The following is a 17202-nucleotide window of genomic DNA, read 5'->3' on the forward strand; positions in this document are numbered from 1 at the left end:
TCACATCCTGAGCTTGAGGTCGTCGGGTTCGCTTGCCCAAAAGTCGTGGCAAAAACTAGCAGAAAATGAACTCAGCCTTCGTTGGTGCTGATCCACTTCCTCCAGTCGGCGTGGCTGCCGTTGAAGACGTTGAGGTCGGCATTGCCCTTGATGCCGGGGACCACTCCCGTTCCCGTATATTGCCAGAAGACGAACGGATGGGCCCCGTAGCGGTCGCTAGGGTGGTCCGCCACCGACCGCAGCCAATAATGATAGCCGGTGAAGGAGGCAAGGTTGTTGTCCTCGAAGAAGTCGATCGAGGTGTAGATGATCGGCTTCTTGCCATAGTGCTTCTCCACCATGGACAGGAAGATGCGCATCTCGCTGCGCACCGTCTCGGCCGGAGGCCGCAGCTTGCAGGTCGGCGAACTGGGGTTCCATTCCATGTCGAGCACGGGCGGAAGCGAGGAGCGGTCGCGCGGCACGTTGGCGATGTACCAGCGCGCCTGCTCGGCGGCGGGCCGGCAGAAATAATAGAAGTGGTAGGCGCCACGCGGAATGCCGGCGGTCTTCGCGCCGTGCCAGTGCTCCTGGAACTTGTCGTCGACGCGGTCGCCGCCTTCGGTCGCCTTGATGAAGGCGAAGGAGATGCCGGAGGCGCGCGCGGTCGCCCAATCCACGGTGCGCTGGTATTTCGAGACGTCGGTGCCGTGCACGGCATACTGGAACGGGGTGCGAGCGGTCCACTCATGCGGATCGTTGTCGCCGAAGCGCGGGTTGAGCATCACCGGATAGCCGACCGTCGCCTTGGCGTTTTGCGGCGGCAGCATCGACGCGGAGGAGGACACGCCGAGATCGTCGATAGTGCTGCACCCGGCAACCAGGCAGGCCAGAGCCAAAGCCGCGAGTCGGCGCATAGCGTCTCCTTGCCGCCGGAGCCCGGCGAAGCTCACATGTTTTCCGTCTGGTCCCCCGGCCGACACCGCGCCTGCCGGCAGTCCCTCCACATCCCTCATTGATGGCGCAACATGGTTGAAAATCGGTCACCAGGCGCCTTCGCAAGTAAAATCCGTGCGCGACGCTACGTCAATGAAGAAGAACGAAGGAGAGCGCGGCAGTGGGTCAGCAGTCTTCCATGGTAGCAATCGGCTCGACCACAGCGTGCCAGGCATAGCCGCGATACCATCGATGGAAGGTCATCGGCCGGCCCGCCAAACCGGCCTGCATCCGCAGTTCCGTCTCCAGGGTAAGGCGTGGCGTGACGTGATAATTGCGCAGCCAGGCATGCAGGCCCGCCTTGAACCAGCCCGGAAGTCCTTCTTGTTGGCCGAAATCGACGATGTGCAGCGAGCCGCCGGGAGAAAGCGCCCGCAAGGCGGCTGCGATCGCATCTTGCCAGTCGGGGATCATCGACAGGGCGTAGGAGATGAATACCCTGTCGAAGGATCCGACGCCGAAAAGGGCTTTGGGTTCGAAATTCGTTGCGTCGCCCTGGGAAAGCCTCGTGCGCGCCGAAAGCCCGTTGCGGGCCAGCGTGCCGGCCGCTGTACTCAACATCGCTTCCGAGATATCCAGGCCGAAGAGCTGCGCGCTTTGGTACCGTCGACCGACCAGCACAAGATTGCGGCCCGTTCCGCAGCCGATCTCCAGGACCGAGCCAGCGTCCGGTACCTGCATGCGTTCAATCATCGGATCGCGGCCGAAGAGATAGTATTTGCGCGTGAAATCATAGATGTGCCGCTGGAACCGGTAGTTCCGGTCCATCAGGTCGGCATGCCGGCGGGACGTGTCGGCCGTGGTCATCGGTCGTGAAGCACATAGAGATGGAAGCCGCCATAGATGGCGGAGCGATCGCGGGCGCTGAGCTGTCGCGATTCCTCGGCCCGGTAATCCCAGCGGCCGAGCAGGCCGTCGGAGAGCCGGCCCGGCAGAAGGCTTGGCTCGGCCGCAGTCCGGAAGATGACCCGCGCTTGCGGGGCAGCCGTGCGCGTGATCTCCGCCCAGAGCGCATTGAGTTGCGCGTCGGTCATCCAGTCCTGCGCGTCCAGCAGCACGAAACGGTCGACCGAGCCGGCCGGCTTTCTCGCCAGGAGCTCGGCGACATTGGCATGATGGATCACGACACGGCCGGCATTCGCCTTGAGCACCTCGAAGTTCTCCGGTTCAAGATAGGCGGGCAGCCGTCCCTGCCCGGGCGCGGGATAACGCCGCGCGAAAGCCTGCCAGGCGAAGTAATTGTCATTCAAGGGGAAGTCGCATGCGAGCTTCCTGAGACGCCGCTTCAAGACGCCGGCCATCGTGCCGTCGCCACTGGCAAGGAGCGCCTCGTATTGCGCAGGCGGTATCCCCAGTCCGAAAAGCGAGGCCTTCTGGGCCGTTGCAAAACGCAACAGGGGCTTGTCGAAGATGGGCGCCAATTGCTCCTCGAAGAAGAGCCGCTGCTCGCGAACATTCTGCGCTTCGATCAACTGGCGCGGATCGACCCCATGCAGCCGCGCCGCCCAATGGCCGGCGGCAATAAATTGGCCGAGCAGTCCGGTGCGGTAGAAATTGCGCCTGAACTGGTCGATGCGGCGGCCGCGAAGGGTGCGGCCTTCCCAATAGAGGCGCGATTGGGCGTCGAGATGAGGTGCGATGAAGCGATCGTAGGCGGCGCCATTGTACCGATTGCCGGGCTCGCCGAAGAAGCGATGGAAATCGCGCTGAGTGGGTAGATGGATTAAAGCGGCGAGCTTTAGCCGGTTCAGCGCTATATGGGCCGGGTTAAGGTCGACCGCGTCGATCCGCTTGGGAGAGCGGGTAAGATAGGCCAGCACATTGCAGCCGCCGGAGGCGATGGTGACGACGCGATGGTTCTCGGCGAGTTGCATCGCCTCGATGTCCACTTCCGGGTCTTCCCAGATTTGCGGATAGACGAGGCCCGAGAACAGAAGCGTGAAGAGCCGCTCCGACAAGCCCTCCTTGGTCAATGCCCGGTGCTGGTAGACGGCCTCCTTGAGGCGCCGGTTGCCGCGAGTTCGAGGGGCAAGGGAGGTCTGTGACATTGCCGGCGCGACTCCCGCTGACGTGTATCTGTACGGCGAGTAGCGCGGGGCGATGACGGGCGGGTGACGCGAGGATGACGGGCCCGTGACGACTGTCAGGAGGCACCGTCGGCGACTTGCAGACGCCGGCCGCCTCGACCATCTTCCGGACCGCACATTGGAGGCCGATTATGGCTCGACACGATTTCGATCCCGACACCGTCGTCCCGGACGGCCGCCCGCCCGCGAAGGCCCGGCTTTTCGACGGCGCGCTGACCGGTCCGTATCGCGGTTCCGTCAATGGGGAGACGCTGCCGACACAGGTCACCATATTGACCTACGGCAACGACGAGCCCGGTACTGGCCCGGTGCTGCACGTGCATCCCTATGACGAGGTCTTCGTGATCCAGGAGGGCCGCGCGCGGTTCTTCGTAGGCGATCAGGTGATTGATGCGGAGGCCGGCGAAATCGTACTCGGGCCGGCCGCCTTGCCGCACCGTTTCATCAATCTCGGGCCCGGGCGGCTGCAGACGCTCGACATCCACCTGTCACCCAAATGGATTCAGACCAACCTGGAATAAGTGGCGAGCTTATTGTGGGCCAAACCCGCCCGGCGTCGGCGTGGTGACGATGACCGCCTCGCCAGGGTGCAGCACGGTCTGGTCGCATGCCTTGAGCGTCTCGAGCGTGCCGTCGGTTCGACGGACCATGGTCGATCCGACTTCGCCGTCACCGCCGCCGTCGAGACCGCGCGGAGGATGCGCACGGTGGCTGGACAGAATCGCGCACTCCATCCGCTCGAGGAACCGGATTGTACGCTGCGTGCCGTCGCCGCCGTTCCAGCGACCCTTGCCGCCCGAACCTTCACGGATATGGAAATCCTCGAGCAGGACCGGGAAGCGCAGTTCCAGCACCTCGGGGTCGGTCAGCCGCGAATTGGTCATGTGGGTGTGGACTGCGGACGTACCCGCAAAGCCGCGACCGTCGTTCATCCGCCCCGCCGGCGAGCCGGAGCAGATCGTCTCGTAATACTGGTAGCGGTCATTGCCGAAAGTGAGATTGTTCATCGTGCCTTGCGCGTTTGCGAGCGCACCCATCGCCCCGAAAAGGGCGTTGGTAACGTGCTGCGAGGTCTCGACATTGCCGGCCACCACCGCAGCCGGCCATGCGGGCTTCAGCATGCAGCCGTCCGGGATGACGACGTTGATGGGCCTCAGGCAGCCCGCATTCATCGGGATCGATCCTTCGACCATGACGCGGAACGCGTAAAGGACGGCGGCGCGAGTGACCGGCTCGGGCGCGTTGAAATTGTTCTTCATCACGGGCGAGGTGCCGGTGAAGTCGACGGTCGCCTCGCGCTTTTCGCGGTCGACCGTGATCTTCACCCGGATCGTCTGGCCGGTGTCGGTGGAGTACGCGTATTGCGCCAAATCGGGCAGGCGGTCGAGCACGCGGCGCACGCTCTCGGCGGCGTTGTCCTGGACATGGACCATATAGGCCTCGACCACCGGGAGACCGAAATGGTCGACCATCTTCCTCAATTCGGCGACGCCCTTCTCGTTGGCGGCGATCTGCGCCTTGAGGTCGGCGATGTTCTGGCGCGGGTTGCGGGCGGGGTAGGGGTGATTGGTCAGCAACTCCGTCAACTCGGCCTCGCGGAAGCGCCCCTCGCTGACGATGCGGAAATTGTCGAAGAGCACGCCTTCCTCTTCCACCGTGGTGGCGAGCGGGGTCATCGATCCAGGCGCCGTGCCGCCGATGTCGGCGTGGTGGCCACGGGAAGCGACCCAGAAGAGGATAGTTGGGGCATTACTCTCCCCAAGGGGAAACGAGAACACCGGCGTCACCACCGTGATGTCCGGCAGGTGCGTACCGCCGTTGTAGGGCGCGTTGAGGGCGAAGACGTCTCCCGGATAGATGTCGCCTTCGTTGAGGCGAATGATCGTCTCGACCGAGCGGTCCATCGATCCGAGATGGACCGGCATGTGCGGCGCGTTGGCGACGAGCGCTCCGTTGCGGTCGAAGACCGCGCAGGAGAAATCGAGGCGCTCCTTGATGTTGACCGAATAGGCGGTGTTCTGGAGCGTCACGCCCATCTGCTCGGCGATCGACATGAACAGGTTGTTGAAGACCTCCAGCATCACGGGATCCGCCTCGGTGCCGAGTGCGGCGCGGCGCTGCTTCCTCTCCGCGCGGCGCATCAGGACGTGGTTGTTCGCGGTGATCTCAGCGCGCCAGCCGGGCTCGACCACGATCGTCTGGTGCGGCTCGATGATCAGCGCCGGCCCTGCGATCCGGTTGCCGGGCTTGAGCGCCTCGCGAAGAAAGAGGCTCGCGCTGTGCCAGGAACCCTCGAAGAAGATATTGCGGCACTCGGAAGGGCTTGGCGCGGTTTCCTGCAGTGTCGAGTCAGGTTCATGGGCAAGCCGGCCACGGCTGTCGGAGCCCTCGACCGCGATCGCCTCGACCACAAGCGGCCTGTCCTCGTAGACGAAACCGAACTGCGCTTTGTGCGCCCTTTCGAATTGCTGCTTGGCCTCGTCGATCGAGCCTGCATCATAGGGAACCGGGAGGGCAGTATCCGTGCCGTCATAGCGAATGTGCAGGATGGGTCGGCAATCGGCGGCGATCTCCGGAACGCCCTGGCTGGCGAGTTCCGCAAGTACCTCCGTCCGCAACTCGTTTATGACCGGATCGATCCCCTCCCGCGATGCATCTTCCAGCGGCCGCAGAAAACCCTTCTGGCGTGATGCGAAGATCGAGGCGAGACCGATGCCATAAGCCGACAGAAGGCCCGAGAAGGGGTGGATCAGAACGGCCTCAATGCCGAGCGCATCGGCCACGAGGCAGGCGTGCTGACCGCCGGCGCCGCCGAAGCAGTTGAGGAGATATTCGGTGACGTCGTAGCCTCGCTGCACCGAGATCTTCTTGATCGCATTCGCCATGTTCTCCACGGCGACAGTGACGAAACCTTCGGCCACCTGCTCGGCCGTCCGGCCGTCGCCGATCTCGGCCGCGAGCGCCTCGAACCTCTGCCGCACGCCTTCATATTCGAGCGGCAGGTTCTGGTCCGGACCGAAGATCGCCGGGAAATGGTCCGGCTGCAGCTTGCCGAGCATGACATTGGCGTCGGTGACAGTCAGGGGCCCGCCGCGGCGATAGCTCGTCGGGCCGGGGTCGGCGCCGGCCGAATCCGGTCCTGCCCGGAACCTGCCGGCCTCATAGTGCAGGATCGACCCGCCGCCGGCGGCGACCGTATGGATGCGCATCATCGGCGCGCGGATGCGCACACCTGCCACTTCGGTGTCGAAGGCCCGTTCGTACGCGCCGTCATAGTGCGCGACATCGGTCGACGTGCCCCCCATGTCGAAGCCGATCACTTTTGAGAAGCCGGCGGATTTCGCCGTCTCGACCATGCCGACCACGCCGCCCGCCGGGCCGGAGAGGAGGGCGTCCTTGCCCTGGAACTGGTCGGCGGCGGTGAGACCGCCAGAGGACATCATGAACATGAGGCGGGGTTTCCCCGCCCCCTTGAGGGGAGGGCGGCCAGTTGCAGGCTGGCCGGGAGGGGTCGCGGCGTCCGGGCTCGGCGCCTCGTTTTCTATCAATACGGCAGGGGGCTGGCGCTCGGCCGCAACGACCCCCTCTGGCCGCTGCGCGGCCATCTCCCCCTCAAGGGGGGAGCGCGCGCCGAACTCCGCACCCACCCGCCGCACATATCGCGACAGGATCGGCGAGAGATAGGCGTCCACCACAGTGGTATCGCCGCGGCCGATCAGCTTGATCAGCGGCGACACTTCGTGGCTGACGGAGACCTGTCCAAATCCGATGCCGCGGCACATTTCCGCCACTGCCTGCTCATGCAGCGGGTACTTCCAGGCATGCATGAACACGATCGCCACCGCGTCGATGCCATCGGCTCGGGCACTTTCAATTGTCGGCTTAAGTGCATCGAGGTCGAGAGGCGTTTCGACCGTGCCGTCCGCTCGCACGCGCTCGTCCACCTCCACGACCCGCTCATAGAGCTGTTCGGGCAGGATGATCTCCTTGGCGAAGATGTCGGGTCGCGCCTGATAGGCGATGCGAAGGGCGTCCCGAAAACCGCGCGTGATCAGCAGCAGCACGCGGTCGCCTTTCCGTTCCAGCAGCGCGTTGGTCGCGACCGTCGTCCCCATCTTGATTTCGCCAATCGCCTCGGACGGGATGGCTTCAGTACGGCCGATGCCGAGCAGATCGCGGACGCCCTGGATCGCCGCGTCGGTGTAGGCCCGGGGATTCTCGGAAAGGAGCTTGCGCGCTTTGAGAGAGCCGTCGGGTGCGCGGGCGATCACGTCGGTGAAGGTGCCGCCGCGATCGATCCAGAAATCCCATCTGCCATTCATTTGACGCTATGCTCAGCTATCGGATTACACGCAGAAACTCGGTTGCCGGTGGTTGCGGCGCAAGTCAATGGGGCGCTCGCGGATTGTTACCGCACGTAAGGAGTCGTGAAGCAACACAAGAAGTCTTCACGCAGTTGGTTACCGGACCGAAGAGCGACAGGAGACGAAGATGAAGAAGCTAATCCTTGCTTCCGTTTCGGCCGTGGCACTGCTGGGCTTGGCCGCCTGCAGCGACAATTCGAAGAAATCCACCACCCAGAGCACGACGCCTGCACCGGCCAACCAGACTGAGACCAAGACGACGCCAGCGACGCCGTCGCCGACCGACAAGACGACCACTCAGTCCACCACGCCGAAACCGCAGACTGGCACAGGTGGGCAGATGCAGGGTACCGCGCCGGCGCAGAAGCCCGCTAGCCCAGCGCCCGCCCCGGCGCCTGCTCAGTGACCGGCTGACGGATTGGAATAAGGGCCGGAAGCCTCGGCCCCTTCAGCGCGAGATCCGGGCGCGCCGCCCGAGTGCCACGACGAGGACGACGGCGCCGGCGAAGACGAGCGTTTCCAGGGTGATCCGTTCGCCAAGGAAGAGAGCTGCCAGCGCCAGCGTCACGAACGTCTGCAGCAGCTGAACCTGGCTGACGCGCGCAATGCCGCCCATCGCCAGGCCGACGTTCCAGGCAAAGAATCCCAGGAACATCGACCCCAGCGCCAAATAGAAGAAGGCGAACGCCTGTTCCGGAGAAGCCTGCAGATATCCGCTGTCGAAGGTGAGGATCGCGCCGACGGCGCTGGCAGGCGATGTCAGGATAAGCGCCCAGCATATCACCTCCCAGCCCGGCATGGTGCGCGCGACCTTGCCCGATACGACATAGCCGAGGCTTGCCGCCAGCGCTGCGAGGAGCAGGAAGCTGTCGCCGGACGAGAAGCTTAGCTCGCTGTCGTACAGGGCGAACCCAATCACCAGGGCGGCCCCCACGACGCCGCATATCCAGAACAAGGGGGATGGCCGCTCCCCTCCGAGCAGCGCTGCGAAGATGCTCGTTGCCAGCGGAAGGATGCCAAGCACTACGCCGCCATGGGCGGCCGGGACCGTCTGCAGTGCGATGGAAGACAGGATGGGAAAACCGAAGACGAGAAGCGCTCCCGCAAGCAAAAGGCTCGTCGCGTCTTGCCTGGGAAAGGGCCGGCGTAGCGCGAGTAGAACCAAAGCCGCAGCGGCCGAAGCGACCGCGGCGCGTCCGTAGGTGATGAACCATGGCGAGAACAGGCCGAGTGCCACCCGTGTGGCCGGCAGCGTGCCGCCGAACACGACAACCCCGACGAAGCCGAGAAGCAGGCCGGCAGCCTCCCGCGAAAGGAAAGGCTTTGAGGCGCATTGAGCCGGCTGGTCCATGAAAGTGCCGTTATCCTGGGCCGGCCCGCACGTCCCGCCAAATCGATTGGGCCACGCCGAGACGTTGTCTGGCCGGACGTTCGGCTCGCCAAATCGCACCGGTTTGGCTATTTAGCGGCCATGTCGATTTGGGAACGCATCGGAGATTTCGCAGCCAGGATCGGGGCTTCGGCGCGCGGCGGCGTTGCCGATTTGGTGGAGGCCCTGAAAACTGCCTTCGCGGGCGATCCAGAACTGCGCCGGCGGGTGGCCTTCTCGGTGGCCATGATTGCGCTGTCGGCCAAAATGGCCAAGGCGGACGGCATCGTGACGCAGGACGAGGTGCGTGCGTTTCGGCAGATCTTCTCCGTTCCCGCCGCAGAGGAGCGGAATGTCACCAGGCTGTACGATCTCGCCCAGCAGGATATTGCGGGGTTCGAGGCCTATGCCGAGAAGATGGCGGGCCTTTGCGGCTCGGGCCGCAGGAACTGCAGGATGCTCGAGGACATACTCGACGGCCTGTTTCACATCGCCAAGGCGGACGGGCTGCTGCACGAGCGCGAGCAGCGGTATCTTCATCGCGTCGCCGAGATATTCGAGATCAGCGAGGATCATTACCGAACCATCCTGGCTCGACATATCGAACTCGGCGAAACCGACCCATACTCCGTCCTCGGGATAGAGCCAGGCCGCCCGTTCGAGGAAGTGCGGCGACGCTATCGCAAGCTGGTCGCCGACAACCATCCAGACCGGCTGATTGCACGCGGACTGCCGAGCGAACTCATCGCGATCGCCACCACCAGGCTGGCTGCCATCAATGCCGCCTACGAAGCGATCGAGCGCGGCGTGCGCGCCTTATGAATACTTTTGCGCCCGACCATATCGGCGTCGAGGTCCGCCCATCGCCGAATTTCGGCCCGCGACGGGACGGGCTCAGGCCCGAACTCATCATCCTCCATTACACCGGCATGGCGACGGGTGCGGCCGCTGAGGATTGGCTGTGCAACCCGGCGAGCGAGGTCTCGTCGCACTACCTCGTCCATGAGGACGGCCGGATCGTACAGATGGTGCGGGAGAACGATCGTGCCTGGCACGCCGGCAAGAGCAGTTGGAAAGGCGTGACCGACATAAATTCCTGGTCGATCGGTATCGAGATCGTCAATCCAGGGCATGAGTTCGGATATGTCGATTTCCCTTCCTTCCAGATCGAGGCGGTCATCGAGCTTTGCCGCGGCATCATCGGGCGGCATGCAATAAGGCCGGACATGGTGCTCGCCCATTCCGACGTCGCGCCCGGGCGCAAGGTCGATCCGGGAGAACGTTTTCCTTGGGGGCGGCTGGCAATCGAAGGCGTTGGCCACTTTGTCACGCCGACGCAGATCCAAGCGGGACCTTCGCTGGTATCGGGCAGCGCGGAAGAGCCCGTGCGCGACTTTCAGCGCATGCTGTCGCGGTACGGCTACGACATCGATATCACGGGCACATACGATCAGCGTACAGCGACTATCGTTTCAGCATTTCAGAGGCATTTTCGGCCGGCGCGCGTGGACGGGGTCGCCGACGTAAGTACAACAAAGACTTTGCAGGATCTTTGTTCCTTGCTGTGAGCCGGGTCGACTCCAAGGTTGCTGGTCATCTTCTATATAGGATAGCGCGAAATCACAGACTGTAATCGTTTGTGATCGGCATACGCCATCTTCTTCCCACAGTTCACCCTAGAACCGCAGGCTACACTCGCCGGCATACATCCCTCTGTGTGCCTAACGAATGAGAAGCCATGCGGTTCCGCCGCTGGCCCACAAAAACAGGGCATGATGACAAAATCGATCTTCTTGACGGTGGCATTCGCCGCCGCCGTGACCGCTTTTGCCGCAAACGCGTCAGACAACAAGAATAAGCTGGAGATTACACCCAGCGCATCAGAGAATATCAAGCCGCGGATCGAGTTTCCGATCACCAAGATGGTCGCCGCGGCGAATGAAAATGTTACGAAGTCCCAGAGCGCATTCGGCTTCACGGCCGATCTCAGGCTCAACAGATTTACCCAAAAGGCGTCCACCCGTCCTTACGGTACGGTCGTCGCCCGCTATGCCGCCGAGTATGGTGTGCCTCTCACCCTTGCACATGCTGTCATCACGGTGGAAAGCAACTACCGACCGAATGTGCGTGGTGCCGCGGGAGAAATCGGTCTCATGCAGATCAAGCCGGCGACCGCGCGCTACATGGGCTACTCCGGGTCGGCGAAGGGTCTGTTCGACCCCGAGACCAACATCAAGTACGGCATGATGTATCTCGCCAAGGCCCACAAGCTCGGCGGCGGCTCCACTTGCGGTACGATCCTGAAATACAATGCTGGTCACGGCGCCAAGCGCATGAACCCGATCTCCAAGGCCTACTGCGGCAAGGTCCAGCGGATCATGACCAACAACCGGTAAAGCGATCCGGCCGGAAGAATTTCCTGCATGAATCCAGGTGTTCGGGTTGCGTTTTGCCGTCCGAGCGCCTTTATACGCACCGTCAGTCGGCTGGGCGGCCGCACCCGCAAGCGCCGAAAGGTCGCGGGTGAGGAAAGTCCGGGCTCCATGGAGACACGGTGCCGGTTAACGACCGGCGGGGGCGACCCCAGGGAAAGTGCCACAGAAAGCAAACCGCCCCGCCTATAGATCGGCTCATTTGCATGGGCCAGGCTGCCGCAGAGGGCCGATCTATTGGCGGGGTAAGGGTGAAAGGGTGGGGTAAGAGCCCACCGCGCTGCCGGCAACGGGAGCGGCACGGCAAACCCCACCGGGAGCAAAACCGAATAGGGATGGCGCGAGGGGCGACCCTCAGGACTGTTTCCGGTCCAGCCATCCGGGTAGGTTGCGCGAGACGCGGAGCAATCCGCGTCCAAGACGAATGGTCGCCACGTCCGCCTGCCGCAAGGCGGCGGGCCATACAAAACCCGGCTTACAGGCCGGCTGACATCTCGTTTCCCAGAATGGCCAACGCCCGCTGGTTGAGGTGCGTCCTTCGAGGCTCGCCCGCCGAGGTCTACTCCTCTATTCCAATTTTCTGCGGGCTCGCACCTCAGGATGAGGGACCGTCGTGCCTGCAGATCTCCCATTCAGCGTCGGTTCTAAACAGCGCTTCAGATCAGTTGCTTGGGCCCGGCCGATCCTGATTGGCGTTGTAGCACACCCACGGTCCTCATCCTGAGGTGCGAGCCCGCACGGCGCTTCCGGTGCTCTACCCCCCCCTGCGTGGGCAAGCCTCGAAGGACGCACCTGAAGCTCCGACGCACCTACCTGATGGCGTCCAGCGACTGCTCGATCGCTCGCCAGAGCTCCTCGGTCGGCTCGCAGCCCACCGACAGCCGCACAAAGCCGGGCTCCACCGCATCGCCCCAGCGGGCGCGCCGCTCGGCGGAACTGTGTACGCTGCCGAACGAGGTCGCCGGCTGCAGCAGGGCGCAATCGTTGATGAACTTCTCTGCCTTCTCCGCACTCCCCAGCGTGAGGCCGATCAGCGTTCCGAAGCGCAGCATCTGCGTCGAGGCGAGATTGTGCGACGGATCGTCCGGCAGCCCCGGATATCGAACTGTCCGCACCGCTGGGTGCGCCTTCAATCGCGGTGCAATCGTTCCGGCCGTGCTACACATGCGGTCGAAGCGGAGCTCCAGCGTTTCGAGGCCGCGATGCAGCAGCCATGCCTCGAATGGACCGGGGATGCTGCCCGACAGTTTCCGCCATTCCCTCACCGCCTCGACAATGTCCGTGTTGCGGCTGGCGACATGGCCGAACAGCGTATCGGAGTGGCCATTGGGTGCCTTGGTGTCGGCCGAGACCAGGATGTCGGCGCCGAAGTCTAGCGGCCGCTGGCCGAAGGGGGTCATGGTGGTGTTGTCGGCGCAGACGATTGCGCCCGCGGCGTGGGCCGCCGACGACACCGCGGCGATGTCGCAAAGATCGAGGCCGGGATTGGACGGCGTTTCCACATAGACCAGCCGATAGCCGTCAAACCCTCCGTCCAAGTATGAGGCGGTCGGGCGCAGGTCGAACTCGATGCCGAGGCCCTTCATGAAGCGTTCTGCCAACACCCTCGGCGTGTAGTAGCCGTCGGACGGCAGCAGGATGCGATCGCCCGCCTTCAATTGGCTGAAGAAGACGCCCGAGATCGCGGCCATGCCGGAGGGGAATGCCACGCCGGGAGCATCCTCCAGATAGGCCAACATCTCTTCCGCGGCTTCCCAGGTGGGGTTTTCTGAGCGGCCGTACTGATCGAACTCGGCGCCAGGTTCGCCGGGCAGGTGGAAGGTGCTCGCCATGGTCAGCGGCAGCGGAACCGGGTCGCCCTTCCTGAGTGCGCGGCCGCGCAGATGCTGGAGGTGCGCCGCGCGGGCATGCATGTCGCCGGTCATCTTCGTGATTCCCAAGACCAGAGTTCGTGTCAGGCTTCGCAATATCCCCTAACCGGTACGCGAGTCACCGGCTCTGGGGGAATTTGAGGGGACGCTCGCGGATGCGTCGGTCGCGATAACCGTTCGTTAGTCTTAATGGACCATAAAGCGGGATGAGCCGGAAAAGCCTGTTTTGCATGTGATTCCGGGCCAGTATGACGCGAGCTCCCGTTGACGCCCATATTCTCCCATGATATCCCATAGCCCTATCCAGGACTTCGCGCGGAACGCCATTTCGGCGCCGATTCAACCATCGGCGGTCGGCGGGATTGTGCGCGCGAACGCGGGGTCGGAGATCGGGGACAGCCTCCGCTGCGCAGTGTCCCGCAAGGGCACCGAGCGGGCACAGCAAGGAAGGGAAGCGAAGGCTCTCGCCGCCGCGCCGCACGATGGATCGCTTCCTCTCGAATTCATTGAACAGGATCGACGCCAAGGGCCGCGTCTCCGTACCCGCGCATTTCCGCTCCGTCATCCAGAAGCGCGGCTATTCCGAGTTGTACGCCTTGAGGGCGCTGGAGGTGCCGGCCATGGATGTGGGTGGGCCGGATCTCCTCGATGTCTACGAGCAACGGATCGAGGTGGAAGATCCGTTTCTGCGCACCGGGGAAGACATGTCCTTCTACGTCCACGGGGAGGGGACCTTCCTAAAGCTGGATCAGGATGGCCGCATCGGCATGACGGACTTCATCAGGGCCCACACCGGCATCACGAACGAAGCGGTCTTCGTCGGGCGGGGGAAGTTCTTCCAGATCTGGGAGCCTTCCCGTTTCGAAGCGCATGGGAGGGCGGTGCGCGAGCGTCTGCTCAGCTTGAGGCAAGCTCCACAAGCTATGCGTGTAGAGGAGCTGGAATGATGGCGGGCCACGGCGAGGATAACCTCGCGGTTGGCGGACCGGCCCGCCACATTCCGGTCCTTCTCGACGAGGTGATCGAGGCTCTCCAACTCGGGTCGAATCAGGTGATTGTCGACGGCACGTTTGGTGCGGGTGGCTACACGAAGGCCATTCTCACTCGCGGTGCCTCGGTCGTCGCCTTTGACCGTGATCCCGAGGCGATTGCGGCAGGGCACCCAATCGAGAAGGCGTCCCAGGGACGACTGCGGCTTGTCGAGGCGCCGTTTTCGACGCTCGATGCCCATGTGAGCCAAGTCGACGGGATCGTCCTCGACATAGGCATTTCTTCCATGCAGGTGGACCAAGCCGAGCGCGGCTTCTCCTTCCGTGCTGAAGGCCCGCTCGATATGAGGATGGCGAAGCAGGGCATCTCGGCGGCCGACGTCGTCAACCGATACAAGGCGGGCGACCTCGCGCGCATCTTCGGCCTGCTGGGCGAAGAGCGTCATGCAGGCCGCATCGCGCGCATGATCGAGCGGCGCCGGACGGAACGACCATTTTTGCTGACGACCGATCTGGCGGGGACGATCGCGGATCTCGTCGGCTTCCCGCCGCGCGAAAAAATCCATCCGGCGACGCGCGTGTTCCAGGCCCTGCGCATCTATGTCAACGACGAACTGGGCGAACTCGCCAAGGCGCTCGTGGCTGCGGAGCGAGTGCTGAAGCCGGGCGGGCGCTTGGTCGTGGTGACCTTCCATTCGCTGGAAGACCGGATCGTTAAGCGCTTCATCGCAGACCGTTCTGCAGAGCCGTCCGGGTCACGACATCTTCCGCAGAAGCAGAGCGTACCTGCCACCTTCGTCAAGCTTGCAGGGCCGGTGACGCCGGGCGAGGCGGAACTCGCCGCCAACCCGCGGGCGCGTTCGGCGAAATTGCGGGCAGCGCAGCGGACGGAGGCTCCACCGCGGCCGATCGACCTGGGGCTCTTCGGGCTCCCGAAACTTCCCGACCTTGGCGCGACGGCTGAGAGGTAACCCCCATGTTCCGTACGAGCGACATGGTGCTGATCGCGGTGATGGTTGCAGCCGCCGCCTTTACCTACAAGGTCAAGCAGGAAGCCGAGGACCAACTCGCCGCAGTGCGCAAGCTGGAATCGCAGATCCGGCTCGAGGAGGACTCGATCGTCTTGCTGAAGGCCGACTGGAGCCTGCTCACACAGCCGGCACGGCTGCAGAAGCTCACCGAAAAATACCAGACCGATCTCAATCTGCAGCCGACTGATGCGCATCAGTTTGCGCGGATCGACGAAATCCCGGTCCGTCCATTGGATATCAAGGAGATCATCGGAAACTCGCTCGACCTTCTGGCGGAGGGCGTGGCCGTCGACGAAACCACCACTGGCGCGGTGCATGAATGATCAAGCTTTTCAGAAGAAAGGCGGCGCTCTCCACCAGTTCCGCGTCGATCGTTGTGGACGCCGCGCGTATGACGACGGGCGGCCGAGCGAAGACGCGCGTGCTGATGACCATGGCCGTGTTCTTCAGCATCTATGCGGCAATCGCTGGCCGGCTGGTCTATTTCGGCTTCCAGGAGCCGGATCCAGGCGCAGGGCCGGCCTCACGCGTAACCGCCTCGCGGCCCGATCTTCTGGACCGGAATGGCGAGGTCCTGGCGACCGACATCAAGACGGCCTCGCTGTTCGCAGAGCCGCGCCGCATCGTCGACGCCGACGAGGTGATCGAAAAGCTGTCGACGGTCCTGCCGGACCTGCAGATCGAGCAGACCTACCACAAGCTGAAGAGCGGCTCGGGCTTCGTCTGGCTGAGACGCCAACTAACGCCACGCCAACAGGCGGACATCATGGCGCTCGGCCTGCCGGGCATCGGCTTCCGCACGGAGAAGAGGCGATTCTATCCGGGCGGCACGACCGCCTCGCACATCCTTGGCCTTACCAACATTGACAACCAGGGCATTGCCGGCCTGGAGAAGTATATCGACGATCAAGGTCTAGCCGACCTGCAGGCCACCGGGCTTGCTCTCCCTGAGGACCTGGAGCCGGTGCGGCTTTCGATCGATCTGCGTGTCCAGCACATCGTGCGTGACGAGATTTCGCAGGCGCTTAACCGCTACCACGCGATCGCGGCCGGAGCCGTCGTGCTCAATGTGAAAACGGGCGAGATCCTCGCCATGGCCTCGGTTCCGGATTTCGATCCCAACAACCCGGTCAACGCGCTCGACAAGGACCACCTGAACCGCATGTCGGCCGGCGTCTACGAGATGGGCTCGACCATAAAGAGCTTCACCACCGCGATGGCGCTGGATTCTGGCAAGGTCACGCTGGAGAGCCGCTTCGACGCGACGCGTCCGATTACCATCGGCCGCCAGACCATCCGCGATTTCCACGGTAAGGGCAGGGTGCTCACCGTCCCGGAAGTCTTTATCTACTCTTCCAACATCGGCTCGGCCCGCGAGGCGGACGTGGTCGGCATCGAGGGTCATCGCGAGTTCCTGGAGCGTCTCGGTCTGCTCAGTCGGATGCAGACGGAATTGCCCGAGGTGGCGAGGCCAACCGAGCCAAAGGTGTGGAAGAAGGTGCATTCGATCACCGCTTCTTTCGGCCATGGCTTCACGACAACGCCGCTCCAGACCGCGGTTGGCGCCGCCGCGCTGATGACCGGCAAGCTGCTGCCGCCGACCTTCCTGCCGCGGACCGAGGAGGCAGCCAATGCGATCGGCCAGAAGGTGGTCAGCGATTACACGGTCGAATCGATGCGCTATCTCTACCGGCTGAACGCGGAGAAGGGCTCCGGTAAGCGCGCGGAGGTTCCCGGCTACCGTGTCGGCGGCAAGACCGGAACGGCCGAGAAGGTGGTGAACGGACGCTACGCCAAGGACAAGCGCTTCAACGCCTTCCTCGCAGCCTTCCCGATGGAAGATCCGGAGTACATCGTGCTGTCGATCATCGACGAGCCGAAGTCGGAAAAGCCGGGAATGGCAGCGACGGCGGGCCTGAACGCTGCCCCGATCGTCGCCAACATCATCCGACGTTCCGCCTCCTTGCTTGGCGTGAAGCCTGAATTCAGCCATGAAAGCGAGACAACGGTGGTTTCCACCGAGTGATTCCCCCCGAGGCGCGCTGGCAAGGCGCGCCTTTGTTTGTGATGGCAGACCAAGAATA

General features: G+C 63.6%; 15 protein-coding genes and 1 other RNA gene. 10 read left to right on the plus strand and 6 right to left on the minus strand.

The genetic code is table 11. The annotated features are described in order from the left end of the window. Positions 1-71: 71 nt before the first annotated feature. The 3 genes from HUI96_RS11150 to HUI96_RS11160 form a co-directional block, all read right to left on the minus strand. Entirely contained in the window at positions 72-896 is an 825-nt protein-coding gene (locus HUI96_RS11150; RefSeq protein ID WP_188254729.1) for a glycoside hydrolase family 25 protein, read from the minus strand. 205 nt (positions 897-1101) lie between these two features. Beyond that, complete coding sequence (locus HUI96_RS11155; RefSeq protein WP_188254730.1) at positions 1102-1782, minus strand: class I SAM-dependent methyltransferase; 681 nt, start codon at positions 1780-1782, stop codon at positions 1102-1104. Further along, positions 1779-3023, minus strand: coding sequence for a DUF3419 family protein (locus tag HUI96_RS11160; RefSeq protein WP_188254731.1), 1245 nt, complete (start codon positions 3021-3023; stop codon positions 1779-1781). The genes HUI96_RS11155 and HUI96_RS11160 overlap by 4 nt, the downstream gene beginning before the upstream one ends. Positions 3024-3193: 170 nt before the next feature. Between HUI96_RS11160 and HUI96_RS11165 the strand changes: the two genes are divergently transcribed. Next, positions 3194-3583 carry a cupin domain-containing protein gene (locus HUI96_RS11165; RefSeq protein ID WP_188254732.1) on the plus strand — a complete coding sequence of 130 codons (390 nt, stop codon included), beginning with the start codon at positions 3194-3196 and terminating at the stop codon, positions 3581-3583. Positions 3584-3592: 9 nt separating this feature from the next. Here the strand turns inward: HUI96_RS11165 and HUI96_RS11170 are convergent, their stop codons facing one another. Continuing rightward, complete coding sequence (locus HUI96_RS11170) at positions 3593-7384, minus strand: hydantoinase B/oxoprolinase family protein (RefSeq protein WP_188254733.1); 3792 nt, start codon at positions 7382-7384, stop codon at positions 3593-3595. A gap of 169 nt (positions 7385-7553) precedes the next feature. Between HUI96_RS11170 and HUI96_RS11175 the strand changes: the two genes are divergently transcribed. Continuing rightward, positions 7554-7832 carry a hypothetical protein gene (locus tag HUI96_RS11175; protein ID WP_188254734.1) on the plus strand — a complete coding sequence of 93 codons (279 nt, stop codon included), beginning with the start codon at positions 7554-7556 and terminating at the stop codon, positions 7830-7832. A gap of 42 nt (positions 7833-7874) precedes the next feature. On the opposite strand, the gene HUI96_RS11180 is transcribed toward HUI96_RS11175, so the two are convergent. Beyond that, complete coding sequence (locus tag HUI96_RS11180) at positions 7875-8777, minus strand: DMT family transporter (RefSeq protein WP_188254735.1); 903 nt, start codon at positions 8775-8777, stop codon at positions 7875-7877. A 120-nt stretch (positions 8778-8897) separates the two neighbouring features. On the opposite strand from HUI96_RS11180, the gene HUI96_RS11185 reads away from it, so the two are divergent. The 4 genes from HUI96_RS11185 (at position 8898) to rnpB (ending at position 11721) form a co-directional block, all read left to right on the plus strand. Next, on the plus strand, positions 8898-9617 hold the full coding sequence (locus HUI96_RS11185; RefSeq protein ID WP_188254736.1) for a J domain-containing protein: 720 nt from the start codon (positions 8898-8900) through the stop codon (positions 9615-9617). Beyond that, positions 9614-10363: an N-acetylmuramoyl-L-alanine amidase gene (locus HUI96_RS11190; RefSeq protein ID WP_188254737.1), complete on the plus strand. Its 750-nt coding sequence runs from the start codon at positions 9614-9616 to the stop codon at positions 10361-10363. The genes HUI96_RS11185 and HUI96_RS11190 overlap by 4 nt, the downstream gene beginning before the upstream one ends. A gap of 207 nt (positions 10364-10570) precedes the next feature. Beyond that, on the plus strand, positions 10571-11191 hold the full coding sequence (locus tag HUI96_RS11195; protein WP_188254738.1) for a lytic transglycosylase domain-containing protein: 621 nt from the start codon (positions 10571-10573) through the stop codon (positions 11189-11191). An 82-nt stretch (positions 11192-11273) separates the two neighbouring features. Beyond that, positions 11274-11721: RNase P RNA component class A (rnpB, locus tag HUI96_RS11200), an RNA gene on the plus strand. Positions 11722-12036: 315 nt separating this feature from the next. On the opposite strand, the gene HUI96_RS11205 is transcribed toward rnpB, so the two are convergent. Then, a complete protein-coding gene (locus tag HUI96_RS11205) occupies positions 12037-13152 on the minus strand; it encodes a cystathionine gamma-lyase (protein ID WP_188254739.1) in 1116 nt (371 codons plus the stop codon). 428 nt (positions 13153-13580) lie between these two features. Between HUI96_RS11205 and mraZ the strand changes: the two genes are divergently transcribed. From mraZ to HUI96_RS11225, 4 genes are read left to right on the plus strand one after another with little or no spacing between them, the layout of a single operon-like run. Continuing rightward, positions 13581-14045, plus strand: a complete 465-nt coding sequence (gene mraZ / locus HUI96_RS11210; protein WP_188254740.1) for a division/cell wall cluster transcriptional repressor MraZ — start codon at positions 13581-13583, stop codon at positions 14043-14045. Then, entirely contained in the window at positions 14042-15058 is a 1017-nt protein-coding gene (gene rsmH / locus HUI96_RS11215; protein WP_188254741.1) for a 16S rRNA (cytosine(1402)-N(4))-methyltransferase RsmH, read from the plus strand. Before mraZ ends, rsmH begins: the two co-directional genes overlap by 4 nt. A 5-nt stretch (positions 15059-15063) precedes the next feature. Beyond that, positions 15064-15441, plus strand: a complete 378-nt coding sequence (ftsL, locus tag HUI96_RS11220) for a cell division protein FtsL (RefSeq protein WP_188254742.1) — start codon at positions 15064-15066, stop codon at positions 15439-15441. Further along, the gene (locus tag HUI96_RS11225) at positions 15438-17144 is read left to right on the plus strand and encodes a peptidoglycan D,D-transpeptidase FtsI family protein (RefSeq protein WP_188254743.1); all 1707 of its coding nucleotides are present in this window, start codon (positions 15438-15440) and stop codon (positions 17142-17144) included. The genes ftsL and HUI96_RS11225 overlap by 4 nt, the downstream gene beginning before the upstream one ends. Positions 17145-17202 lie beyond the last annotated feature (58 nt).

The organism is Pseudaminobacter soli (ex Zhang et al. 2022), assembly GCF_014595955.1.
GTDB classification, from domain to species: Bacteria; Pseudomonadota; Alphaproteobacteria; order Rhizobiales; family Rhizobiaceae; genus Kumtagia; species Kumtagia pseudosoli.

Bases quoted from the DNA above. Each gene is read 5' to 3' on its own strand.
- HUI96_RS11150 (WP_188254729.1), bottom strand. From the start codon at position 896: ATGCGCCGACTCGCGGCTTTGGCTCTGGCCTGCCTGGTTGCCGGGTGC.
- HUI96_RS11155 (WP_188254730.1), bottom strand. From the start codon at position 1,782: ATGACCACGGCCGACACGTCCCGCCGGCATGCCGACCTGATGGACCGG.
- HUI96_RS11160 (WP_188254731.1), bottom strand. From the start codon at position 3,023: ATGTCACAGACCTCCCTTGCCCCTCGAACTCGCGGCAACCGGCGCCTC.
- HUI96_RS11165 (WP_188254732.1), top strand. From the start codon at position 3,194: ATGGCTCGACACGATTTCGATCCCGACACCGTCGTCCCGGACGGCCGC.
- HUI96_RS11170 (WP_188254733.1), bottom strand. From the start codon at position 7,384: ATGAATGGCAGATGGGATTTCTGGATCGATCGCGGCGGCACCTTCACC.
- HUI96_RS11175 (WP_188254734.1), top strand. From the start codon at position 7,554: ATGAAGAAGCTAATCCTTGCTTCCGTTTCGGCCGTGGCACTGCTGGGC.
- HUI96_RS11180 (WP_188254735.1), bottom strand. From the start codon at position 8,777: ATGGACCAGCCGGCTCAATGCGCCTCAAAGCCTTTCCTTTCGCGGGAG.
- HUI96_RS11185 (WP_188254736.1), top strand. From the start codon at position 8,898: ATGTCGATTTGGGAACGCATCGGAGATTTCGCAGCCAGGATCGGGGCT.
- HUI96_RS11190 (WP_188254737.1), top strand. From the start codon at position 9,614: ATGAATACTTTTGCGCCCGACCATATCGGCGTCGAGGTCCGCCCATCG.
- HUI96_RS11195 (WP_188254738.1), top strand. From the start codon at position 10,571: ATGACAAAATCGATCTTCTTGACGGTGGCATTCGCCGCCGCCGTGACC.
- HUI96_RS11205 (WP_188254739.1), bottom strand. From the start codon at position 13,152: ATGACCGGCGACATGCATGCCCGCGCGGCGCACCTCCAGCATCTGCGC.
- mraZ (WP_188254740.1), top strand. From the start codon at position 13,581: ATGGATCGCTTCCTCTCGAATTCATTGAACAGGATCGACGCCAAGGGC.
- rsmH (WP_188254741.1), top strand. From the start codon at position 14,042: ATGATGGCGGGCCACGGCGAGGATAACCTCGCGGTTGGCGGACCGGCC.
- ftsL (WP_188254742.1), top strand. From the start codon at position 15,064: ATGTTCCGTACGAGCGACATGGTGCTGATCGCGGTGATGGTTGCAGCC.
- HUI96_RS11225 (WP_188254743.1), top strand. From the start codon at position 15,438: ATGATCAAGCTTTTCAGAAGAAAGGCGGCGCTCTCCACCAGTTCCGCG.